Raw genomic sequence first — 20,210 nt, 5'->3', positions numbered from 1 at the left:
TCGCGTTCTACCCCTTCCCGCGATAGACTCGCGTCGCCGAAATGGCACGCCGCCTTAGCTCAGTCGGTAGAGCGCTTCACTCGTAATGAAAAGGTCGGGGGTTCGATTCCCCCAGGCGGCTCCGAGGCCATCAGACCCTTTCCGGGATACCGGGGAGGGTCTTTTGCTGTATCTAGTGGCCGCCGAGGAGGTTCCAGACTGTTACGCGCTCGTGGGTGATGTCGATGGGGGTGCCTGCGAGGGCGGTGAGGAGGTCGGGCAGGGGCCAGGTGGACAGGTGGGCGTAGCGGGCCGAGTAGAGGCCGAGGTGGGTGAGGGCGTAGGTGTTGGTGTGGTCGAAGAGGGCGTAGGCGATGACCTGGTAGAGGTCGTTGGAGGTCAGGGAGTCGGCGCGGATGCCGGTGCGCTGGTTCTTCGGGCCGAGGTGGGTTTTGAGGTCGAGGAGCAGGCCTGCGCTGATGAGGTCGGCGTCGGCGTTGCACAGGACCGAGGCGTCGAAGGTGGGGCCGGGGAAGGTCGGGGGGTGCAGGTGGGGGAGGAGGTGTTCTTCGGCGAGGCCGCGGAGTTCCCAGAGTTGGCGGATGGCGTCGGGGGGTGCGAGGGCGAGGAGGTGCTCGGGGGTGAAGCGGCCGGTTCTGAGCAGGTTGTCCAGGGCTGACTCGCGGAGCAGGCCCCGCCGGTAGACGTCGGTGCACAGGGCAAGGGCCCAGCAGGCTCGGCTGAGTCGGTCGACGTCGGTGGCGGTCGGGGCGACCGCGGCCTGAGCTGTCTCGATCACCGACTCGATGACGGCCGACTCTCGCGGATGGCCGAAGAATCCGAGTAGTGGCAGGACCGGCGCGTGTTCGGGTACCAGCAGGAACCTGATTTCGAAGTCGAACGCGGCGCCGAGCGTGGCCGGGTGCGCGCCGCCGGTGTCGACAAGTAGCGGTCCGGCTTCTCGCCGGTACTCGGCCTGCACGCCCCTGGTGTGGGGAAACCGTTCGTGCAGGTATTCGCGCAGCGGTGAGGTCTTGTCGCGCAGTGCCGCGGACAGATTGGTGTAGACGTACACGGACCCTCCGTTTCCAGAGATGAGCGTGCTGTCGATAGTGCCACGGGCCGCGACCCCATGTTGCATAAAGTTCTTTGCACACATATTTGTGCAAAGAGTACTTTGTAACTATGGCCGACGAGGTACCGCCCAGAGAGATCACCGACCCCGCGGCGCTGCGAGCGCTCGCGCATCCCCTGCGTCAGCGCATCCTGCGCGCGCTCGCCGAGAACGGACCGGCCACCGCGACAGCGTTGGGCGCTCGGCTGGGCGAGAACACCGGCGCGACCAGTTACCACCTGCGCCAGCTCGCCGAACACGGCTTCATCGAAGAGGCGCCCGAACTGGCCAAGGGCAAGGAGCGGTGGTGGCGTTCGCCGCCGAAGGACCTGCGCTACCGGATGGACCGCGAGCAGTCACCGGAGCTCCGCGAGCTGATGGAAGGTCTTGTCGCGCAGCACATCGCCGAAGACATCGAGATGTTCCAGCGCTTCCAGGCCGAGCGTGCCGAGCTGGGTGAGTGGGCCGACATGATGCCCTTCTCGCGTGGCGCGATCTACGCGACGCCGGCCGAACTCGAAGAATTCTTCGAGGACTACATGACCCTGCTCAAGCGTTTTCAGCAGTCTCACCCGCAGGATCGCCCGGGCGCCCGTCGTGTGCTGACGCGCTTCCTCGCCTTTCCCGCACCTCGCACGAACACCGCAGACTAGGACTTGGCGTGCTCTCGATCTTCCGGCGAATCATCCTGCTCACCTTCATGATCACCGTCGTCGCTGGATTCCCTGCGGCGCACGCGCAGAACACCACCACCGTCGACATCACCGTCACCCGCTCGGACGGCACGACCACCGCTGGCACCGTGCACGCCCCGACGGGGGCGTCCGGCAGGCCGGGCGTCGTGCTCGTCCACGGATCGGGCGACGGCAGCGGCGAGCACTACGACCATGTCGCCGAGGCGTTCGCCCGCGCGGGCATCGTCGCGTTGCGCTACGACAAGCGCACCGAGGATTACACGCCGTCGCACCGTGACTACTCCCTCCTGGCCGACGACGCGCTGGCAGGGGTTGCCGCACTGCGGAATCGGCCCGAGGTCGACCCGGCGCGAGTAGGTCTGTGGGGTCTGTCGGAGGGCGGATGGGTCGCGCCCCTCGCCGCGTCGCGATCCGCCGACGCGGCGTTCTTGATCACGATCGGCGCGAATTCGGCCGCACCCGCCGCGCAGCAGAACTGGGCGAACGAGACTCGGTTCGGCGCGGCGGGCGTGCGTGGTTCGATGGTTGATGTGCTGGCCCGCAACGGTATTCGTCAGCTGGTCGCCGCCGGTCAGTTCGCGCAAGCCGATTACGACCCGATCCCGGTGCTGGAGCGGATCACCCAGCCGGTCCTCGCGATCTGGGGTGATCTGGACCGTCTGACCCCACCCGGTGACAGTCTGCGCGGATTCCAGACCGCCTTCGAGCATGCCGGAAAGACGAACTACACGCTGCGCACACTCGCGAACGCTCAGCACGCCGGACAACCGACTACCGATGGCTTCGACAAACTTCCCGGCTTGGCGCCGGGATACGGCGAGCTCCTGGGTGATTGGGTCAACGGGCTTCCTGGATCCGCGACCCCACCGACGGCGGATCAGCCGGCGGCACAGGGGCATCCGGTGCGGGCGCTGGCTCCCGCATCCTGGTGGGAATCGACCACGGTGCAACTGACCTTGCTGTTCGGCATGATCCTGGCACTGGCCGGCTACGCGTTCACCGGAATGGTCAGGTCCTGGCGACTGCCCGATCGGCTGCCTGCGCGAGTGCTGTTGTGCACGACGGTGATCGGCATGCTCGGCACGATCGTCCAGCTCGGCTACATCCTCACCACCCGCGCAACCTCGTTCGGCCCCTTGCTGTTCGGCCGGACCCTGCCCTGGCTGGCATTGCAGGTGATCGCCTTCGTGGCGGTGGTCGCGCTCGGTTTCGTGCTCGCCCGCGCCCGTCACACCCTCGCCGGTGCGAGCGCCGGAGCGCGGACCCGATGGGTCCTGTTGTTCTGCGGTGGAACAGGTTTCGTGCTCTGGGCACTGTACTGGGGTCTGCTGCTCCCTTGACCTACGAGAAAGGCCCCCGACGAGGTCGGGGGCCTTCTTCGCGGTTACTCCTGAGCCGATCGCCGTTGATCGGTCTCAGGAGAACTGGCTCGGGTCAGCGGGCAGCGACATTGCGGCGGGTGGCCCGAGAGTTCATGGAGCTGCGCAGGATCTGGTGCAGAACGGCATCGAAGGCGTCGGTGTCTTCGACATTGCTGAGGTGGCCGTGCGGCAGCACGTGGAAATCGGCCAGGTTGCCGGTGCGGCGCAGGATGTCGACGATCGGGCGCGACAGGCGCTGCGGCAGCAGCCGGTCCCTGGCGCTGGCGATCACCGTGGTCGGGACGGTCAGGTTGGCGGTGCCTGCCGACAGATCCATGTCGGCCATCGCGGCAGCGTGGCGCCCGCGCGCGATCGGGCGGCAGGAGCGGATGATGCCCATCGCGAAGTCGACCTCGTCGGCGGTGGCCTCGGGGGTGAGAATGCGCGTGCGCAGAATCTGCTGGGTGAGCCAGCCGCCGGGGATCGGCAGCGGCGCGAACAGCAGCGACTCGCTGACCGGCTGCGGCATCCGCACCGGTGCGCCCAGCAGGGTGACCGGGTACTGCGCGACGGTGAGCTGCTTGTTCAGCAGCGGCAGCATGTCGGTTTCCCAGCGGATCGCGGCGTTGGCGGTGTTGGCGAGCAGCACGGCGGACGCGCGTCGGGAGACCTGTTCGGGGTGATGCTTGGCCCAGGCCTGAATGGTGAGCCCGCCCATGCTGTGCCCGGCCAGGACCGCTTTCTCGTCTTCACGCAGCGTCGCGTCGAGGACGGCGGACAGGTCGTCGGCCAGGGTGTGTTCGCTGGGGGCGGCGGTGCCGAGGGTGGAGGCGCCGTGGCCGCGCTGGTCGTAGCTGACCACGCGGTACTCGCCGGCGAAGGCGGTGATCTGCGGGTTCCAGTATTCGATACTGCAGGCCCAGCCATGGATGAGGACCAGGGTGGGGGCGGTATCGGGACCGTAGACGTGGACCCGGAGCTGCGCGCCGTCCGTGGTGGTCACCGGGACGACCCGGTGCTCGACGGTGGGGGCGTTGAATTTCGCGGTGGCGAAACTGCGGGTACGCAGCCCGGCACGGAACTGTGCGGTCAGTGCGCCGGTCTCGAGGTGAGAGACCATGGATCGCGCTGCCGCGAGCGTCATCATCGACTTCGCAAGCATTGTCGGCACTCCTTTGTGTCGTAGGCCACCGTACAGTGCAAGCCAGGGTGCTAGCTAGTGTTAGCGGGTCACAGTGTCCCACTTGTTGTGAACTGGGTCACCGAGCGTGCTGACATTGTGAAATCGCCTGAAATCAGCGAAAAATTGCACCGGAAGGGCACGATCGGGCATCGGTCGCGCTGGCGGCGGCGTACGGCCGCCGCTACCGTATTGGAGTGGACAAAACGCACGTCACGGCCGAGTTTTCCGGCGCGGATCCGAACCGGGGTACCGCGCGCTCGACCTGGCAGCGGATGACGCCACCGCTGATCGCCGCCGGTCTCGGCGTCGGCACGCTGGCCCTGCTGCATTTCCGTGACCCGCACGTCGAGGGTTCCTACGGCCTGTGCCCGGTGTACGCGCTGTTCGGGGTGTACTGCCCCGGGTGCGGCGGCATGCGCGCGATGCACAACCTCACCGACGGCAACATCGTCGACTCGCTGCACAGCAATCTGCTGGCCCTGCCGCTGACCGTAGCCTTCGCGGTCTTCGTCATCGACTGGATTTTGCGCGCTCGTCGCGGACAACGGTGGCGCGTACCCGGGCTCAGCGCGGTGACCGTGTGGTCCTTCTTCGGCCTGCTCGCCCTCTATTCTGTGCTCCGCAACACGCCATGGGGAACGTGGCTCACGCCCGTCTGACGCTGGTTCGCGGGCTGATTACCGGGCACCCTGGAGGTATGGGCGATTCACTGAAAGACAGAGTCCGGCAGAAGTTGCAGCGTCAGCTCGCCCAGGACGGACCCGACCCCGAGCAGGACGACGCCAGGGCCATCTCGGTGGCCGACGATCTCGAGGCGCTCGAGATGGTGCAGGCCGACGATCCGCTCATCGAGGAATTGGCCCAGCGTTATCTGGTGTTCTGATGCGCCTGCCCGCCCAGCGGCGGTAATTGCGGCAGCGGCTTGGTCCCGAGCCAGATCGCGAACAGGCCGCGCAACGGCGCCACACTGTAGTGACCGGCCAGGTCGACGAATTCCTCCGTAGTGACAGAGGAGTGCCGGTACCGCGCGGTCCACTCTCTGATCAGTTCGAAGAACAGGTGATCGCGCAGTTCCAGCCGCAGCGCGTGCAGGGTGAGCGCCCCGCGCTTGTAAACCCGGTCGTCGAACATGTCCTTGGGTCCGGGATCGCCGACGATGATGTCCTGCGGCTGACGCGCCAGGTTCGCGCGCGCCGCCCGCGCCAGCTGATCGGCGGTCGGCCCACCGGACGCTTCGGACCAGATCCATTCCGCGTAACAGGCGAAACCTTCGTGCAGCCAGATGTCCTGCCACCGCTTCAGTGTGAGGCTGTTGCCGAACCATTGATGCGCGAGTTCGTGTGCGACAAGACGTTCCGCGCCGCGCTTGCCATCGCAATGGTTGGCGCCGAAGATCGAGATGCCCTGCGCCTCGATCGGGATGTCGAGCTCGTCGTCGGTGACGACCACGGAGTAGTCGTCGAACGGGTACGGCCCGAACCGCTCGGTGAACAAGGCCATCATCTCGGGCTGACGCGCGAAGTCGTGTTCGAAGCTCGCCCGCAACCGCGGCGGGATGACCGCGTGCATCGGTACCGGTTCACCGACGGCGCCGACCCGGTACTTGCGGTAGGTGCCGATCTGGATCGTCGCCAGATAGCTCGCCATCGGCTCGGCCATCTCGTATACCCAGGTGGTCTGGCTGGCCTTGGCCTGCTTGCCGACCAGGGTGCCGTTGGCCAGCGCGTAGAACGGGCTGTCGGTGGTGATCGAAATCCGGTAGGAAGCTTTGGAACTCGGGTGGTCGTCGCACGGGAACCAGGACGCGGCGCCGTTGGGCTGGCTCGCGACCAGCGCGCCCTCGGTGAGTTCTTCCCAGCCGACCTCGCCCCACGGGCCGCGCACCGGCTTGGGGGTGCCCGAGTAGTGGACGGTGATCTCGAGAACGCCACCGGCGGGGATCTTCTGCTGCGGCGTGAGCGCGAGCTTGCCCTGCTGATGGACGAATTTCACCGCCTTCGATCCGTTGACGAGAACCTTCGACACCATCAATGCCTGCGACAGGTCGAGGGTGAACCACGGCCGCACCGTGGTGGTGACCGCGATGATCACCGCACGCCCGGCGAGCCGGTTGCTGGCGGGTCGGTAGCTCAGTTCCAGCTCGTAGCGCGACACACGGTAGCCGCGATTGCCGTTCTGCGGCAGGTACGCGTCGATGGGGTCCTCGTAGAACTTGCTCCGCATCAGGCGGCTCCGCGCTGCCTCGACTCCCGCGTCGAGGCGGGATCGGTCCAGTGCGTGATGGGATTGCCCCACCAGCGAGTCGACGGCGGAACCACGTCGCCGCGCATGACGAGCGACGCCGGGCCGATGGTGGCGCCCGCCCCGATGTGGGCGGCGGGCAGGGCGACGCAGTGCGGGCCGAGGGTGGCGCCCGCGTCGAGTGTCACCGTGTCCATGGACATGATGCGGTCGTGGAACAGGTGTGTTTGCACCACGCAGCCGCGCTCCACGGTCGCGCCGTCACCGAGTGTCACCAGGTCCGCCTCCGGTAGCCAGTAGGACTCGCACCATACCCCGCGGCCGATCTTGGCACCGAGTCCGCGAAGCCACAGATTCATGACGGGAGTACCCGTGGCGGCCCGCGCGAACCACGGCGCCGCGACGGTCTCGACGAAGGCGTCGGAGACCTCGTTGCGCCACACGAACGAGCTCCACAGCGGGTACTCCACCGCGCGAATCCGCCCGACGATCAACCACTTGGCGGCCACCGCGATGGCACCGGCGACCGCGCCCGCGGCCATCAGTACCAGACCTGAGACAAGCGCTGCGACAAGGTAATCGGTGTGCTGAGCGATCAGCGCGAGCACGAGCAGCACGCTGAGACCGATGGCGAAGGTCACCATCACCGGGATCAACCGGCAGGTCTCCACGAAGGCACGGGCCAGCTTGAGCCGCAGTGGCGGATCGAACGTGCGCGAGGTGTCGCTGGATTCGGTCGCGCGACGAAGCCGCACCGGCGGGCTGCCCAGCCAGGACGAGCCTGCCTTGGCCTTGTTCGGCGCGGCCGAGAGCACCGCGACCAGACCGTTCTTCGGCACGCGCCGACCGGGCGCGGTCATCCCCGAATTGCCGAGAAAGGCGCGCTTGCCGACCTTGGATTCGCCGATGCGCAACCAGCCGCCGCCGAGTTCGTAGCTACCGATCATGGTGTCGTCGGCCAGGAAAGCGCCGTCGGAGATCACGGTGAACTTGGGCAGCATCAGCACGGTCGACGCCTCGACGTTCTTGCCGATCTTCGCGCCGAGCAGGCGCAGCCAGATCGGGGTGAGCAGGCTGGCGTAGAGCGGGAACAGGAACGTGCGGGCGGAATCGAGCAGGCGTTCGGTGGCCCACACCTGCCAGCCGGTCCGGCTGCGCACGGGGTGGTAGCCCTCGCGCAGACCGATGCTGAGCAGACGCACCGCGAGCACGGTCGCCACGGCGTACACGCCGAGGCTGAGCAGGGTGGCCAGCGGCAGGATGGCGAAGCCGCGCAGGGCGGCGGCGCCGATGGTGGTCTCCTCGCGGACCCACCAGGCGATGAAGGTGCCGCCCACCGCGAGGCCGAACACGGGCATCGCGGCCAGCACCATCGACGACAGGCCGAACACGACCAGCCAGTGCCTGGCACGTTCCGGGGAGTGGTCGGGCCAGCGGCGCGGTGCCTTCCCGGTCTTGGTGGCGGGCGAACCCGCCCATTCCTGTTCGCCCTTGACCTTGCCCGAGACGGCGGAGCCGGGCGCGATCTCGGCTTTCTTGCCGATCTTGGTGCCGGGCAGCAGGATCGAGCGGGCGCCGATCACCGCGCCGTCACCGATGGTGATACCGCCGATGTGCACGATGTCGCCGTCGACCCAGTAGCCGGACAGGTCGACCTCGGGTTCCACGCTGGCGCCGTCGCCGAGTTCGAGCATGCCGGTGACCGGCGGCAGGCTGTGCAGGTCGACGCCCTTGCCGATCTTGGCGCCGAGCGCGCGAGCGAACGGAACCATCAGCGGTGCGCCGGACAGGCTTTCGGCGCCGCTGGCCTCGGACAGGCGTACGGCGGCCCACAAACGTAAGTGCACGGCCGAGCCGCGGGGGTAGGACCCGGGCCGAAGTCCGGCGAGCAGAATTCGGGCGCCCGCCACGCAGATCGTCATCCGGCCGATCGGCGAGATGAACAGCACGAACGCCAGCAGAATCCACCACCAGGACAGCCGTGGCAGCCACGGCAGCGAACCCGACCAGCCCGCGATGCCCGAGACCACGGTCAGCCACGTGACCCACTGCAACCCGGTGAGGGTGGTCAGCGGAATCGTGGCCAGCACCTGGGTGATCTGGGCGCGCACCGGCGTCGGCGTCACGACGCGCACGTCGACGGCCGCGACCGGCGCGCTGCCGTCGAGCAGTTCGACCAGCGAACCGAGCCGCGGGTGGTCGTAGAGATCGGCGACGGTGACATGCGGGTACCGCTCACGCAACGCGCCGACGAGCTGCGCCGCCGACAGTGAGCCGCCGCCGAGATCGAAGAATTCCGCGTCGAGATCGGTGGGCTGGGCGCCGAGGATCGCGTCCCACAGGTTCGCCACCCACGCCGCGGTGCCGGACAGTCCCGTCTCGGGTTCGTCGGCCGAAGGCAGCGGCCATGGCAGTGCGTCGCGGTCGACCTTGCCGGAGGTGCGGGTCGGCAGGTCGGCGACGACCGCCAGTCGCGGCACCAGCGGAGCCGGAAGTTGTTCGGCCAGAATCTCCCTGGCCTTCTTCACATCGAAATCAGGACCGGCGCCGGTGAGATAGCCGACGAGAATCTTGTTGCCGGCCTTGGTGGTTCGGATCGCGGCAGCCGCGCCGCTGACACCCGGCAGATGCTGGAGCGCGTTGTCGAGCTCGCCGAGTTCGATGCGGCGGCCGCCGATCTTGATCTGGTCGTCGGCGCGGCCGAGGAAGATCAGGCCCTCGCGGTCGTTGCGTACCAAATCCCCACTGCGATAGGCGCGTTCCCAGCCGAGGGAGGGCAGCGGCGCGTACTTCTCGGCGTCCTTGGCCGGATCGAGGTAGCGGGCCAGTCCGACGCCACCGATCACGAGCTCACCGGTTTCGCCTTCGCCCACCGGGTTGCCCTGCGGGTCGACGACGGTGAGGTCCCAGCCGTCGAGCGGCAAGCCGATCCGGACGGGCATCTCGCCGGTGAGCAGCGCGGCACAGGCGACCACGGTCGCCTCGGTGGGCCCGTAGGTGTTCCACACTTCGCGGTCGGCGCCGGTCAGCCGTTCGGCCAGCTCCGGAGGTACCGCTTCGCCGCCGAAGATCAGCAGTCGCACCGATTCCAGCGCTTGGGCAGGCCAGGTCGCGGCCAGCGTCGGCACCGTGGAGACGATGCTGATCTCGCGGCGCATCAGCCACGGGCCGAGGTCGGCGCCGGTGCGCACCAGATCGCGCGGCGCGGGGACCAGGCAGGCGCCGTTGCGCCAGGCCAGCCACATTTCCTCGCAGGAGGCGTCGAAGGCCACCGACAGGCCGGCCAGGACCCGGTCGCCGGGGCCGATCGGGGCCTTGCGCAGGAAGAGCCGGGCCTCGGCGTCGACGAAGGCGGCGGCGTTGCGATGGGTTACCGCAACACCTTTCGGGGTTCCGGTGGAGCCGGAGGTGAAGATGATCCACGCGTCGTCGGCGGGGGTGGGCAGGGTGTTCCAGTCGTGGTCGCCGGTGGCCGTGGTGGCCGACTCGATGCCGTCGCCGGTGGCGATCGCGCTCACCCTCGCCTCGCCGAAGACGAGCTTGGCTCGCTCCTCCGGGTCGTCGGCGTCGACGGGTACATAGGCGGCGCCGCAGTAGAGCACTGCCAGAATCGTCACGTACAGCGCGGCGGAGCCCGAGGGCATCCGCACGCCGACGCGGTCGCCCGGTCGCACGCCCGCCTCGGTGAGCTCGGCCATCCTGGCCTCGATCGTGGCGATCAGTTCCATGTAGCTGAGCACAACGGTGCCGTCGTCGATGGCCGGTGCGTCCGGGTGTGCCACGGCGGTGCTGGTCAGGATGTCGACCAGGGTGCGCGGCGGCGCGGCGAGATCCGCGCGCAACAGCGGGTCGCGCAGGACCGCCGGTACCTCAGTGTGTGGCTCGAGCATCGTGCTCAGTCCACCTCTCATCGGTTGACCCCCATCGGTGGTGTCTGTTGTTTCATGAGCGGGTTACCGGAGGGCAAACAGGATGGTCACCAGATGCCAACGGTACTCGGTGCGGGTGTTGCCGGACGGCAGCGAAAGGCGTGCCGTCGGCGCTGTTCACGAAGGTGATTCCGGCAGTTCGCCGAGGGCGGTGACCGTCAGCCGGTGCAGCGTCCGCTGTTCGTCTTCGTCCAGGCTGCTCAGCACGCGGGCGGTGGCCTCGGCGATCAGCTTGTCGGTGCGTTTGCACTGTTTGCGCCCGGCCTCGGTGATCCGCAGCCGGTATTTGCGGCGATCCTTGCCGTCGCGGGTGCGCTCTACCAGGTCGGCGCGTTCCAGCGCGTCGATGAGGCGGACGACTTCACTGCGGTCGATACCGAGCGCATCGCCCACCTTCTTCTGCGTCAGGTCGGCGTTTTCCTCGATGAAGGTGAGCACCCAGTGATCGCGCAACGGGAAGCCGATCTCGGCGTGCAGCGCCTTGGTGAGCCGTCCGAGCGCGTACACCGGGTAGCGCGGCAGGCCGCGGACGGAGTTCGTGTTCGTGGACATGAGAGGGAACTCTAGCAAATAGTGGAGCTGCCCAATCATCTTGGGTATCCATCATGGGGTGCATAGATGGTTGGAAACTGGGTGTGATCAGGCAACTCGGGGGCAATCGGTCAGGGGTAGCCGACCACGTTGCGTGCGCGTGGCGAGCGCGCGGACTGATAGGTCTCGGCGCGGCGCCGGACCTGAGCGTGGATGCTCGAGGTGGGATCGAGATCGGCGAGCTCGAACGAGATCTTGCCGCCGTGGTCGTGGTGGATGACCAGGGAATCGTCGAGGACGCGGTAGACCGCGCGAACTTCACCTTCGGCCCAGGCCGCGACGTACTGCACCGCGACAGCCCGGTGCAGCGCGAGTCGCCAGTACTTGCTGGTTCGCTCGCGCAATCGATCGGCATCGACGCCGTCGTACCAGCTGGGTTCCATCATCGGCGAGGAGCTGCCCGCCTGTGCCCAACGGTCGGCGGCGCTCAGGTCGACCCACAGGATCTCGCCGTCGCCGACCTGGTGGCCCGCGCGGGTCACGCGGCGTGACGGCGGCCGCCGGGGCGGTTTGGCGCGTGTGCCGATGACGGTGACGGCCGGCGTGCCGGGCAGTCGCGTAGCCGGGTCCACGGGCTGGTAGCCGGGATTGTCCTCGCGGACGAAGCCGAGAACGCGATCGAAGGCCGACAGGCCCGGTGCGGGGGCGCAACCGTCCAGGCACAGCAGGGTGCGGCCGAGTGCGAAGACGAGATCCGCCGCGATCGAACCCCGCTTCTCCTCGTCGAACGCGCGGGCGAGGACCTGTGCGGGGACGATCACGATCGAGGTATCCGACGGGCTGGTGTGCTCGGCGCAGCGGGTGAGGTGACCGACGTGCGCCGACTCGGACTCGGCGTAGAACAGGTAGTACGCGGTGGCGCCGAAATGCTCTGCGGCGTCCTGTAGATCGGCTCGCTGCGCGGAGGGCAGGGCAGCCGATTTGATCGGTTCACCCTGTCTGGCCCGCTTGGCCTGGATGAGTAACCGCACTTCGCCGGCACCCGAAGGGTCCTGCACGCTGTAGATGAAATCCGCACCGACTCCGCGCCTGCCACGGGCCCGGTTACCGCCCTCCTCCGGTCGCGTCAGCAGCCGGAGCCCGCCCGATCCTGCCGCCTGCGTCGCCGACCCCCACGACGTGCACCCCCGCGGCGGCACGCAATCGGGGCACGGCGCGTCGATGCGGTAGTCCACCCCGGTGAGATGGCCGAGCAGGATCTCGGTGAACGTCTCCTCCTGCCACGGAAACAGCCGCGCGCCCAGGTGCTGCAGCCGGTAAACGCTCTGACAACTCAGCCGCCGCGCCGCGATCGGGTCGACGAAGATCTCCGCTGGGAACTCAGACATCGAGTGGGATCTCGATCGTCGGGCGAAGCGCTTCGAGCTGGGTGACATAGGCGCTGAGCACCCGCTCGTACAGGTCGTCGACCTTGGCGTGGCGCACTGTGATCACCATCGAGTAGCGGATCGGCTGTGCGTTGACGGTGGGATGGCCGGATTCCCTGGCGGTGTGGTGGATGTCGAAGACCGGGTTGCGCAGGCTGTTGACGCGCTTGCTCCGCTCGGCGTGCAGGACGGTGTCCCATTTGTGGGAGTCACGGCGCAGCACGGCCTCGGGGTCGAGTTCGGTCGCGCGGAAGAACGGGGCCGAATCCGGGTGGATTCTGGTCGGTTCGGCGAACCGCTCGTCATGCGGACGGAACGTGACATCGAGGCCGCTGCGGGTGTAGCTGCCTGGGTCGGCGGGGTCGACCGGGGTGGCGAAGACCAGAGTCGCTCGAATGCGGACCATGCCGGCGGGAAGCGCCGCGGGCAGCGGAATCCGGGCGCGCAGGTATTTCGCGGGGGTGAGTTCACCCTGGTAGAGCACTCTGGCTTCGCCGTCGCCGCACAGAACCATGTCGGCCAGGGTGGCGGCGATACGGCCGTGTCCTGAGTCGGAATCCGGTGAACTGGTGCGTCTTTCGGCAGTGTGCACGAGCAGGGCCTTCAGGTCGAGCGCACCGAGTTTCGGGCCGAACAGGGTGCGGGCGCCCAGCGCGGCGCGCAGGGCCATCGGGGCGGCGAAGCTGGTGCCGGAGTCGGGAACTGCGGTGCCGTCCGGTCCGACGACGTGGAACGGTTCGTGATCGCTGCCGCCGAAGGCGAGCAGGTCGGGCTTCACGGTGCCGGGGGAGCGGCCCGGCCCGATCGCGGAGTACGGCGCACGGTTCCATTGCGCTCCCACCCGATCCGATGAACCGACCGCGAGCGCGTTGACGCTGTCGGCCGGAACCTGGACGCGCGCGTTGCCACTCGGTCTGTCGGCCTCGCCGTTGTTGCCGACCGCGATGGTGGCCAGCGTGGTGCCGTCGCTGAGGTAGTCGTCCCAGAACGCGGTCCAGGCGTGCACTTCGTCGTCCTCGATGGGGAGTTCGGGGCCGATGCTGACATTGACGAACTCGTATTTGCGTTGGCGCAGCACGGTATCGATGCGCTCGATGGCCGAGTACAGCTCGCACTGGTCGTCGTCGGTGTCCTCGTCGAGCACCTGGTAGTGGTCGATGTAGCCGTAGGGGACCGGGACCGGCTGGACGGGGTCGACGCTGCCGAACAGCAGCGCCGAGGTGACGCGGTGGCCGTGGTCGAGATAGGTGCGCTGCGGCGCGGCGCTGTCGGCGAAGGTGTGGGCGTCGACCCAGCGGGTCAGCGGGGTACGTGCGGGGATGCCACCGTCGAAGACCGCGATGGTGAGTTCCCGGTCGGTCGGCTCGGTCGTCGGCAAGGCCGGGCGGAACGTCGAAAGCGCTGTCCTGGTGGTGGTGTCGCGCCCGAGCTGGGTGCGCATGCGCGGCATGCGGCGGATCACCCTGGTGAACGAGTAGCCGGCGAGTGCGGCGATGGCGGCGTGGGTTCCGGTGACGGGGACGAAGGCCAGACCACCGTTGTCGAGTCGGCGGTCGATGGCCACGTCGAGATCGAGATCGCGGGAGAAGTCGAGCAGACCCTGCAGGGCGATGTCGCGACCGGAGTGCAGCACCAATTCGGCGACGGTCTCCGAATTACGCGGTTCCGCTGCGAGTCTGAGCCTGTCGGCGGCGTTGTTGAGCCGGAATTCCGCCAGGCTGACGATACCGATCTCGGCGCCGCCCAGCGGTGCGTCGGCAGTGATCCGCTCGGTGAGCAACTGCAGATTGACGCGGGTCGTTGCCAGGAACAGCAGGGTGCTCGCCCGCGGTTTGCCGTGCTCCGGCGCGATCGCCACCGGCCTGCTGCCCAGCGGATCCAACTGCATCGATGTGAGAAGTCTTGTGGGATAACCACTTCTCGACAAGTACTGCGGATGCAGGGTGACCGCCGTGACCGTCTCGTCCTCCGGGCAGGCCGTTTTCGGCAACGCGTCCGCACTCGAGGTGGCCGCGCTCAGCATCGGCGCGAGTCGGGCTCGCGCCTGCGCCACCGTGTACGGGGGCTGCGGCGAGCCGCCCGATCTGCTGGGGGAGATGGGCGCGGTGAGTCGCTCACCGAAGCCGATCAGAAATCGCGGTCCCGCCACCGGTGAATCCCCCCAGCTGCCACGTTATTCCCGTCGATGCGTGAAACCACGAATGGTGTCGCGCGACACCCCCGTCAGCGCGCTGATCTGGCGCTGAGACAAGCCTGACACGCCCGTCAGCGTCTGTGCCAGCCGTAACCGATCCGTTTTGGGAAGTTCAGCTGCCAGTCGCGCGGAATGCTCGGCCATCAGCCCGGGCAGTAGCTGGTCCTCGAGCACGCAACGCCTGCGCAATCGCAGCATCGCGCGCTCGATATCGTTGAACGACAAGCCCTTCGACGCCAGCGCCACCGCGTCCACGGCGCCGTCGGGCAGTGGCTGCCCGGCGAACCGGCGAATCGCCTCGCAGCGTTGCTCGGCCTCGGGCAGGGCGAACTCCATGCTCACATCGAAGCGCCGCCACGCGGCCGGATCCAGCAGATCGGCGTGGTTGGTCGCGCCGATGACCAGGCCCCCGCCGGTCGGCCAGTCGTCGATCTGCTGGAGCAGCACCGTGACCAGTCGCTTCAACTCGCCCACGTCGCGATCGTCGTCGCGACGCTTGGCGATGGCGTCGAGCTCGTCGAGCAGCAGAACGCACGGCCGCTGCTTGGCGTAGTCGATGGCATGGCGCAGGTTGGTGCCGGTCTTGCCGAGCAGGCTGCTCATGATGGTCGCCAAGTCCAGGACCACCAGCGGCAGCGACAGTTGGTGGGCCAGCCAGGCTGCGGCCATCGTCTTGCCGACGCCGGGCGGACCGACGAACAGCAAGCTGCGGGCCGGGGTCAGATCGGCGGCGGCCAGCCGGTCGGCCTGCTTGCGTTCGTCGACGATCTGGGTGAGCACGTCATAGGTTTCGGCGGCCAGGATCGGCACTTCGGCGGTGGAGCCGGGCGGGATCACCCGCAGCAGCGGCAGCCGGCTGTCGCCGTCGACCGGAATCGGCGTATCCACCTCCGCGCGTAGGGGATTGGCGCGCGTGGGGTTCTGGCGCAGCAGCGCGATCAGCGCATCGGCCAGTTCGGGACTGGCATGCCGGTGGCGGCGCGCGGCCCGGCGCACGAACATTGCGACATCCTGCTCGCGCCCGGCGAGCGCCAACCTAGCCAGGTGGACGAATTCGTCGGGAAGATCGGCGCTCACGTCCGCCGAAGTGGAGCTCAAGGCGTGTGACATGGTCTTCTTCCGATCAACTACGTGGACTATTTTCGCTTCACTCGATCGTACGGCGTCCATCACGGGCAAAGTTCACCCCTTGTGTACCGGTTTGACATCGGACCCCACCCGCAGCGCCACATTGATCTGCCGAGCCCTCAGCGCAGCGATTCCCTTCGTCGGATGCTAGTTCCGCCACGCCCCCTCATGGGCGATTCCCTTCGCTTCGGGCGTGCCTCGAAGCGTGCGGCGCGGCGCCTATGCGGTGCCGAGCGTCCAGACCAGCGCCATGGTGAACGGGTGGCCGCGCAGGTGGGCCCACTTGGGTTTCGCCGCGAGCCAGGCGTCGTCGACCAATGCCTCGGCCGCTTCGGTGAGGACCCAGCCCGCGTCGGTGCCCGCGGTGATGTGCTCGCTCAGCAGGTGCAGGTGGGTGCTGATCGCGATCGGATCGCCCCCAGCGGGGGTGTAGTGCGTCGGCATTCCGGTGACCATCATGAACTGTGGGTGGTAGCTGATCTGGGCGAACGTGGCTCCTGGGACAGCCAGCCGCGCGGCCTCGGTGTAGAACGGGCGCAGGTCCGGCAGGTGTTCGTCGATCAGTGAGGAGATCACGAGATCGTAAGTGCTGCTTGGTAATTCGGTGGCACACACGTCGGCCTTGGTGAGTGTGCGGTGTACACCGCGGGCGCGGGCACGGGCCAGCATGCCCGCGCTCAGATCGACGCCGTCGATCTCGGCGCTACTGCGGCTGCGCAACCACGCGCCGGTTCGCCCCGTCCCGCAACCCAGGTCGACCGCCTGTCGCACTCCCGCCCAATCCGGGCGGCGAAGCCGATCCAGCAGCGCCGCGTCCATCTCGTCCATCACGGTGCGCTCGTAGGTGTCGGCCCAGCCGTCGTAACCGGTGGTGACATCGACGGTGGGGTAGTTGCGCCGGTCGAAATCGGCGAAGGCAGGCATCTCCGGAGTATCACAAGGGAAAGCGCACGTGGACAACCGATTTCCCGCTGCGGCCGCGACGGCCCGGCCGCCGCGCCGAACCGGGAGATCCCGTGGGTGGTCGGGGTCGACTCGGAGCGCGCCGACGATCGGTGGTTGACAGGTCCGGTGGTCGTCTGTCACTCTCGTTGCAGGTCACGAGTACCAGCGTTCAGCCCCGGCTTGCTGGTCGGCAACCCTCCTCCGCGGTGGGGTGCTCCGGGTGACGACCAGGCTGACGTCCGAATTGGGCGCGGCAAGCGCGGGCCACCTCTTCAGGAGCGGGTCCCTGAGCCGACGGGATTTCGTCATGACTGCTGTAATCGACCCCACCTGTGCCATCGCCGCCGTTTCCGGTGCCGACCTGCAGGTTCCGCTCGTTCAGGGCGGTACCAGCTCCTACGCCAACTTCGACTACGCGGCGAGTGCGCCGGCGTTGAAGCAGGTCACCGACCGGATTTCGCAGTTGCTGCCGTTCTACGCCAGCGTGCACCGGGGCGCGGGATACGCCTCGCGGATCTCCACCGAGTGCTACGAGGCTTCGCGTGGGTCCGTTGCCCGGTTCCTCGACGCCGACGACGACCAGGTCGTGGTGTTCACGCGTAACACCACCGATTCGCTGAACCTGCTGGCCGGGTGCGTGCCGGGGGAGACCGTGGTACTCGATATCGAGCACCACGCCAACTTCCTGCCGTGGGCGAAGCACGGTCGTCGCGTCGTGCGGGCCGCCGCCACGGTCGAGGAGACGATTCAGCGTGTCGTCGCCGAGCTGTGCAGCAAGCCTGCCGCGCTGCTGGCGGTGACCGGTGCGTCCAACGTCACCGGTGAGGTGCTGCCGCTGGAACGGCTCGCGACCATCGCCCATCTGTGTGGTGCGCGCATCCTCGTCGACGCCGCTCAGCTGGCTCCGCATCGCCGGATCTCCCTGCGCGAGACCGGGATCGACTACCTCGCCTTCTCCGGGCACAAGCTGTACGCGCCGTTCGGTTCGGGTGTGCTCGTCGGCCGGCGGGACTGGCTGGACGAGGGTGAGCCCTACCTGGCCGGTGGTGGTGCGGTGCGCAATGTCGGTGTGACAGAGGTCGAATGGGCGTGCGCGCCGCAGCGGCACGAAGCCGGCTCGCCGAACGTCCTGGGTGCGGCCGCTATTGCCGCCGCCTGCGATGCGCTCGCCGCCATCGACCCCACCGAACTCGTCGCGCACGAGCGCTTTCTGGCCGACCGGCTGCGTGACGGCCTGTCCGCGATCCCCGGCGTCGACCTGGTCGGTATCTGGTCCGACAGCCCCGACTGTGTGGGCATCGTCGCCTTCACGATCGCCGATGTCGCCCCTGGCAAAGTCGCCGCGTACCTCTCCGCCGAGCATGCCATCGGCGTCCGCGACGGCCGCTTCTGCGCGCACCCCCTCCTCGCGAGCCTCGGCCTCGACGCCGCCCTCCGAGCCAGCATCGGCCTCGGCACCACCGCCGCCGACGTGGACCGCTTGATCAGCGCGGTAGCCACCCTGGTCAGCCACGGTCCCACCTGGAACTATGCCGCCACCGACGGCCACTGGAACCCGACCCCCGAAACCCGTCCCCTCAGCGCCTCTTCCCCCGAAGGCGCCGCCCCCTGCCTGATCGGCTGAACTCGTCACAGGCGAGATTCACCGGACGTCGGCCGTCGAGACCTGCTCTCGGCGGCCGATATTCGTTCCCCGTCGAGGGCGTCCCAGGTGATGGTGACGCCGAGCGGATCAGTGATGGCGATCGCGCGCGCGTATTCCGCTCGCTTGTCCACACAATCGGCGGTAACCGTCGCTGGTGAAACCACTTCGACCACCAGCAGGGTGTCCCCTGCTGTGGGTTTGGTCTTCCACTTGTCGCGGGGGTCTTCGATACAGCGATACACGATGGCGTCGGGGCGGCGGAAATTGAACGGGACCTCCGAGACCAGCATGTCCAGTTCGCCGCCGGCCTTCAGGCAGGGCTGCCCGGTGGCGCGTTTCCGGATCGCTTCCCGCAGGCACTGTTTGATCGCATCGGCGATGGCGATGTGATTCGGCGAAGGTGAGTCGCGATGCACCAGCAGGCCGTCTTTGACCTCGATCACCCGAGCGAGGTCTTCCGGCATCGCCAAATACGTGTCCAGGTCGATACCCGGTGCACCGGCGCAACCACGACCAGTCGTATGCCTCGCTCACCGGACCAAACACTAGCTGTAGCTGGTGGGCCGTCGGCTTACATAGACGCTCTGATCAGGTGTCGAGGGCGGTGGGGCGGTGGTATCTGCCGTTGTAGTAGAGCAACGGGGCCGCGGAGGGGGACTCTTCGGTTTGGTCGTGGACTCGGGTGACCAGGCCTACGGCGAGGGTGTGGTCGCCGAGGTCGATGAGTTTGTGGAGGGTGGTGCGCAGCCAGATGGGGGTGCCGTGCAGGACCGGTTCACCGGTGTCGAGGGTGGTCCAGAGGGCGCGGTCGGTGAAGCGGTCGGCGGCGGTGCGCGAGAAGCGGTGGGCCAGGTGTTGTTGGTGTTCGCCCAGGAAATGGATCACCACCGAGTCCGCGGCTCGCAACGCGTCGATGCTCGATGAGGTGTGCGCGATATTGAACGACACCAGGGGCGGTTCCAGCGACAGGGAGGCGAACGAGGTGGCCGTGAACCCCACCGGTCCACTCTCGGCTCCGAGCGTCACCACCGTGACGCCGGCCGGATAGTGCCGCATAGAGGCCCGGTACTGCTCAGCCGTTATCCCGCTCAGATCATCGGGAACGACCAGTCCGGTCTCAGAAGGTTGCACATCGCCCACCGCCCCCAACTTACGCCCGTCCGGCGTGCGTCCTCATGTTCGCTGTGTCCGTTTGATCCAACTCACACGGTCGGGAACGGCACCCGAATTCAGTCGATATCAATCGGCAGACCCGCGGTGATGCGGACGATTTCGCGGAAGTTGGTGCGGAACACGGTGTTCGGGTGGCCGCCCGCTGCCCAGACTTCGGGGTGGGCGGCGAGGGCGGTGTCCACCCAGGTGGGGAGGTTGGTGGGGTGACCGAGGGGAGCCGTGCCGTCGATGGGCTGGCCGGTGATGCGTTCGGCCAGGGCGGTAGGGGCCGGAGTGAGGGTGCCCTCGAGGCGTTTGCCGGTGCGGACGAGGTCCACGCGGTGATGACCGGCGACCAGGAGCAGGACGGGGTCGTCGTCGAGGAGGAAGACCTGGGCGGTGAGGATCGCGGTGAGCTGGGCGCCCATGGCGCGGGCGGCGTCGGCCGCAGTGGGAGCCGGCGTCTCGGGGCAGACGATGACGCCGTGGTGCCCGCGGGCGATGAGAGTTTCCGCGACCCGGCATGCGACCGGCGGCAATGACGACCTGCGCATGTCATCCAGAGTAGGGCGATTGCGGGAAATATGCTGTGTAACTGGAGCACTGGCGTGCTCGAGTTCGCGGCCCCGCCGGTCCCGTCGATCAGGTGCCGTTGCTTGCTCCTTCGTCGCCTACGCAATGGCACC

17 protein-coding genes, 1 tRNA gene and 1 riboswitch are annotated in these 20,210 nt (G+C 67.9%); of the genes, 6 read left to right on the top strand and 12 right to left on the bottom strand.

All coding sequences use genetic code 11. The features are described 5' to 3' along the window. Positions 1–48 precede the first annotated feature (48 nt). Positions 49–121 (top strand) — tRNA-Thr (locus tag ACWF99_RS16545). 51 nt (positions 122–172) lie between these two features. On the opposite strand, the gene ACWF99_RS16540 is transcribed toward ACWF99_RS16545, so the two are convergent. Beyond that, on the bottom strand, positions 173–1,054 hold the full coding sequence (locus ACWF99_RS16540) for a hypothetical protein (protein ID WP_452536556.1): 882 nt from the start codon (positions 1,052–1,054) through the stop codon (positions 173–175). A 110-nt stretch (positions 1,055–1,164) separates the two neighbouring features. Here ACWF99_RS16540 and ACWF99_RS16535 point away from each other — a divergent pair, with 110 nt between their 5' ends. Together ACWF99_RS16535 and ACWF99_RS16530 are read left to right on the top strand one after the other, a co-directional pair. Further along, positions 1,165–1,746 carry an ArsR/SmtB family transcription factor gene (locus tag ACWF99_RS16535; protein WP_378638804.1) on the top strand — a complete coding sequence of 194 codons (582 nt, stop codon included), beginning with the start codon at positions 1,165–1,167 and terminating at the stop codon, positions 1,744–1,746. Between the two features lie 8 nt (positions 1,747–1,754). Continuing rightward, positions 1,755–3,128, top strand: a complete 1,374-nt coding sequence (locus ACWF99_RS16530; RefSeq protein WP_452536554.1) for an alpha/beta hydrolase family protein — start codon at positions 1,755–1,757, stop codon at positions 3,126–3,128. A 94-nt stretch (positions 3,129–3,222) separates the two neighbouring features. On the opposite strand, the gene ACWF99_RS16525 is transcribed toward ACWF99_RS16530, so the two are convergent. Continuing rightward, positions 3,223–4,311 carry an alpha/beta fold hydrolase gene (locus ACWF99_RS16525; RefSeq protein ID WP_378638810.1) on the bottom strand — a complete coding sequence of 363 codons (1,089 nt, stop codon included), beginning with the start codon at positions 4,309–4,311 and terminating at the stop codon, positions 3,223–3,225. 215 nt (positions 4,312–4,526) lie between these two features. Between ACWF99_RS16525 and ACWF99_RS16520 the strand changes: the two genes are divergently transcribed. Then, positions 4,527–4,991, top strand: a complete 465-nt coding sequence (locus tag ACWF99_RS16520) for a DUF2752 domain-containing protein (RefSeq protein WP_378638813.1) — start codon at positions 4,527–4,529, stop codon at positions 4,989–4,991. A gap of 38 nt (positions 4,992–5,029) precedes the next feature. Beyond that, positions 5,030–5,215: a hypothetical protein gene (locus tag ACWF99_RS16515; protein ID WP_378638815.1), complete on the top strand. Its 186-nt coding sequence runs from the start codon at positions 5,030–5,032 to the stop codon at positions 5,213–5,215. Here the strand turns inward: ACWF99_RS16515 and ACWF99_RS16510 are convergent. The 7 genes from ACWF99_RS16510 to ACWF99_RS16480 form a co-directional block, all read right to left on the bottom strand. Then, positions 5,200–6,555 carry a M1 family metallopeptidase gene (locus ACWF99_RS16510; protein WP_378638818.1) on the bottom strand — a complete coding sequence of 452 codons (1,356 nt, stop codon included), beginning with the start codon at positions 6,553–6,555 and terminating at the stop codon, positions 5,200–5,202. The two genes, ACWF99_RS16515 and ACWF99_RS16510, sit on opposite strands and share 16 nt — an antisense overlap. Beyond that, positions 6,555–10,463, bottom strand: coding sequence for a Pls/PosA family non-ribosomal peptide synthetase (locus ACWF99_RS16505; RefSeq protein ID WP_452536550.1), 3,909 nt, complete (start codon positions 10,461–10,463; stop codon positions 6,555–6,557). Before ACWF99_RS16505 ends, ACWF99_RS16510 begins: the two co-directional genes overlap by 1 nt. Positions 10,464–10,619: 156 nt before the next feature. Next, the gene (locus tag ACWF99_RS16500) at positions 10,620–11,054 is read right to left on the bottom strand and encodes a MarR family winged helix-turn-helix transcriptional regulator (protein WP_452536548.1); all 435 of its coding nucleotides are present in this window, start codon (positions 11,052–11,054) and stop codon (positions 10,620–10,622) included. 110 nt (positions 11,055–11,164) lie between these two features. After that, positions 11,165–12,421: a hypothetical protein gene (locus ACWF99_RS16495; protein ID WP_452536546.1), complete on the bottom strand. Its 1,257-nt coding sequence runs from the start codon at positions 12,419–12,421 to the stop codon at positions 11,165–11,167. After that, positions 12,414–14,609, bottom strand: coding sequence for a S8 family peptidase (locus ACWF99_RS16490; protein WP_452536544.1), 2,196 nt, complete (start codon positions 14,607–14,609; stop codon positions 12,414–12,416). The genes ACWF99_RS16495 and ACWF99_RS16490 overlap by 8 nt, the downstream gene beginning before the upstream one ends. Before the next feature lie 24 nt (positions 14,610–14,633). Continuing rightward, entirely contained in the window at positions 14,634–15,764 is a 1,131-nt protein-coding gene (locus tag ACWF99_RS16485; RefSeq protein ID WP_452536542.1) for an AAA family ATPase, read from the bottom strand. Positions 15,765–16,001: 237 nt separating this feature from the next. After that, positions 16,002–16,706, bottom strand: coding sequence for a class I SAM-dependent DNA methyltransferase (locus ACWF99_RS16480; RefSeq protein ID WP_452536540.1), 705 nt, complete (start codon positions 16,704–16,706; stop codon positions 16,002–16,004). 172 nt (positions 16,707–16,878) lie between these two features. Then, a riboswitch (SAM riboswitch) is annotated at positions 16,879–16,993 on the top strand. Between the two features lie 41 nt (positions 16,994–17,034). Between ACWF99_RS16480 and ACWF99_RS16475 the strand changes: the two genes are divergently transcribed. After that, the gene (locus ACWF99_RS16475; RefSeq protein WP_378638838.1) at positions 17,035–18,351 is read left to right on the top strand and encodes an aminotransferase class V-fold PLP-dependent enzyme; all 1,317 of its coding nucleotides are present in this window, start codon (positions 17,035–17,037) and stop codon (positions 18,349–18,351) included. Positions 18,352–18,356: 5 nt separating this feature from the next. Here the strand turns inward: ACWF99_RS16475 and ACWF99_RS16470 are convergent, their stop codons facing one another. The 3 genes from ACWF99_RS16470 to ACWF99_RS16460 all read right to left on the bottom strand — a co-directional run bounded on the left by ACWF99_RS16470 (position 18,357) and on the right by ACWF99_RS16460 (position 20,078). Then, complete coding sequence (locus tag ACWF99_RS16470; RefSeq protein WP_452536538.1) at positions 18,357–18,842, bottom strand: Uma2 family endonuclease; 486 nt, start codon at positions 18,840–18,842, stop codon at positions 18,357–18,359. A 118-nt stretch (positions 18,843–18,960) separates the two neighbouring features. After that, positions 18,961–19,428: a flavin reductase family protein gene (locus ACWF99_RS16465; RefSeq protein WP_379220612.1), complete on the bottom strand. Its 468-nt coding sequence runs from the start codon at positions 19,426–19,428 to the stop codon at positions 18,961–18,963. 173 nt (positions 19,429–19,601) lie between these two features. Then, complete coding sequence (locus ACWF99_RS16460; RefSeq protein WP_452536536.1) at positions 19,602–20,078, bottom strand: YbaK/EbsC family protein; 477 nt, start codon at positions 20,076–20,078, stop codon at positions 19,602–19,604. Between the last annotated feature and the right edge of the window lie 132 nt (positions 20,079–20,210).

This window comes from Nocardia sp. NPDC055002, from assembly GCF_053608825.1.
Note: the sequence above shows the minus strand (reverse complement) of the source record. Positions and strands in the feature narration are given on the sequence as shown.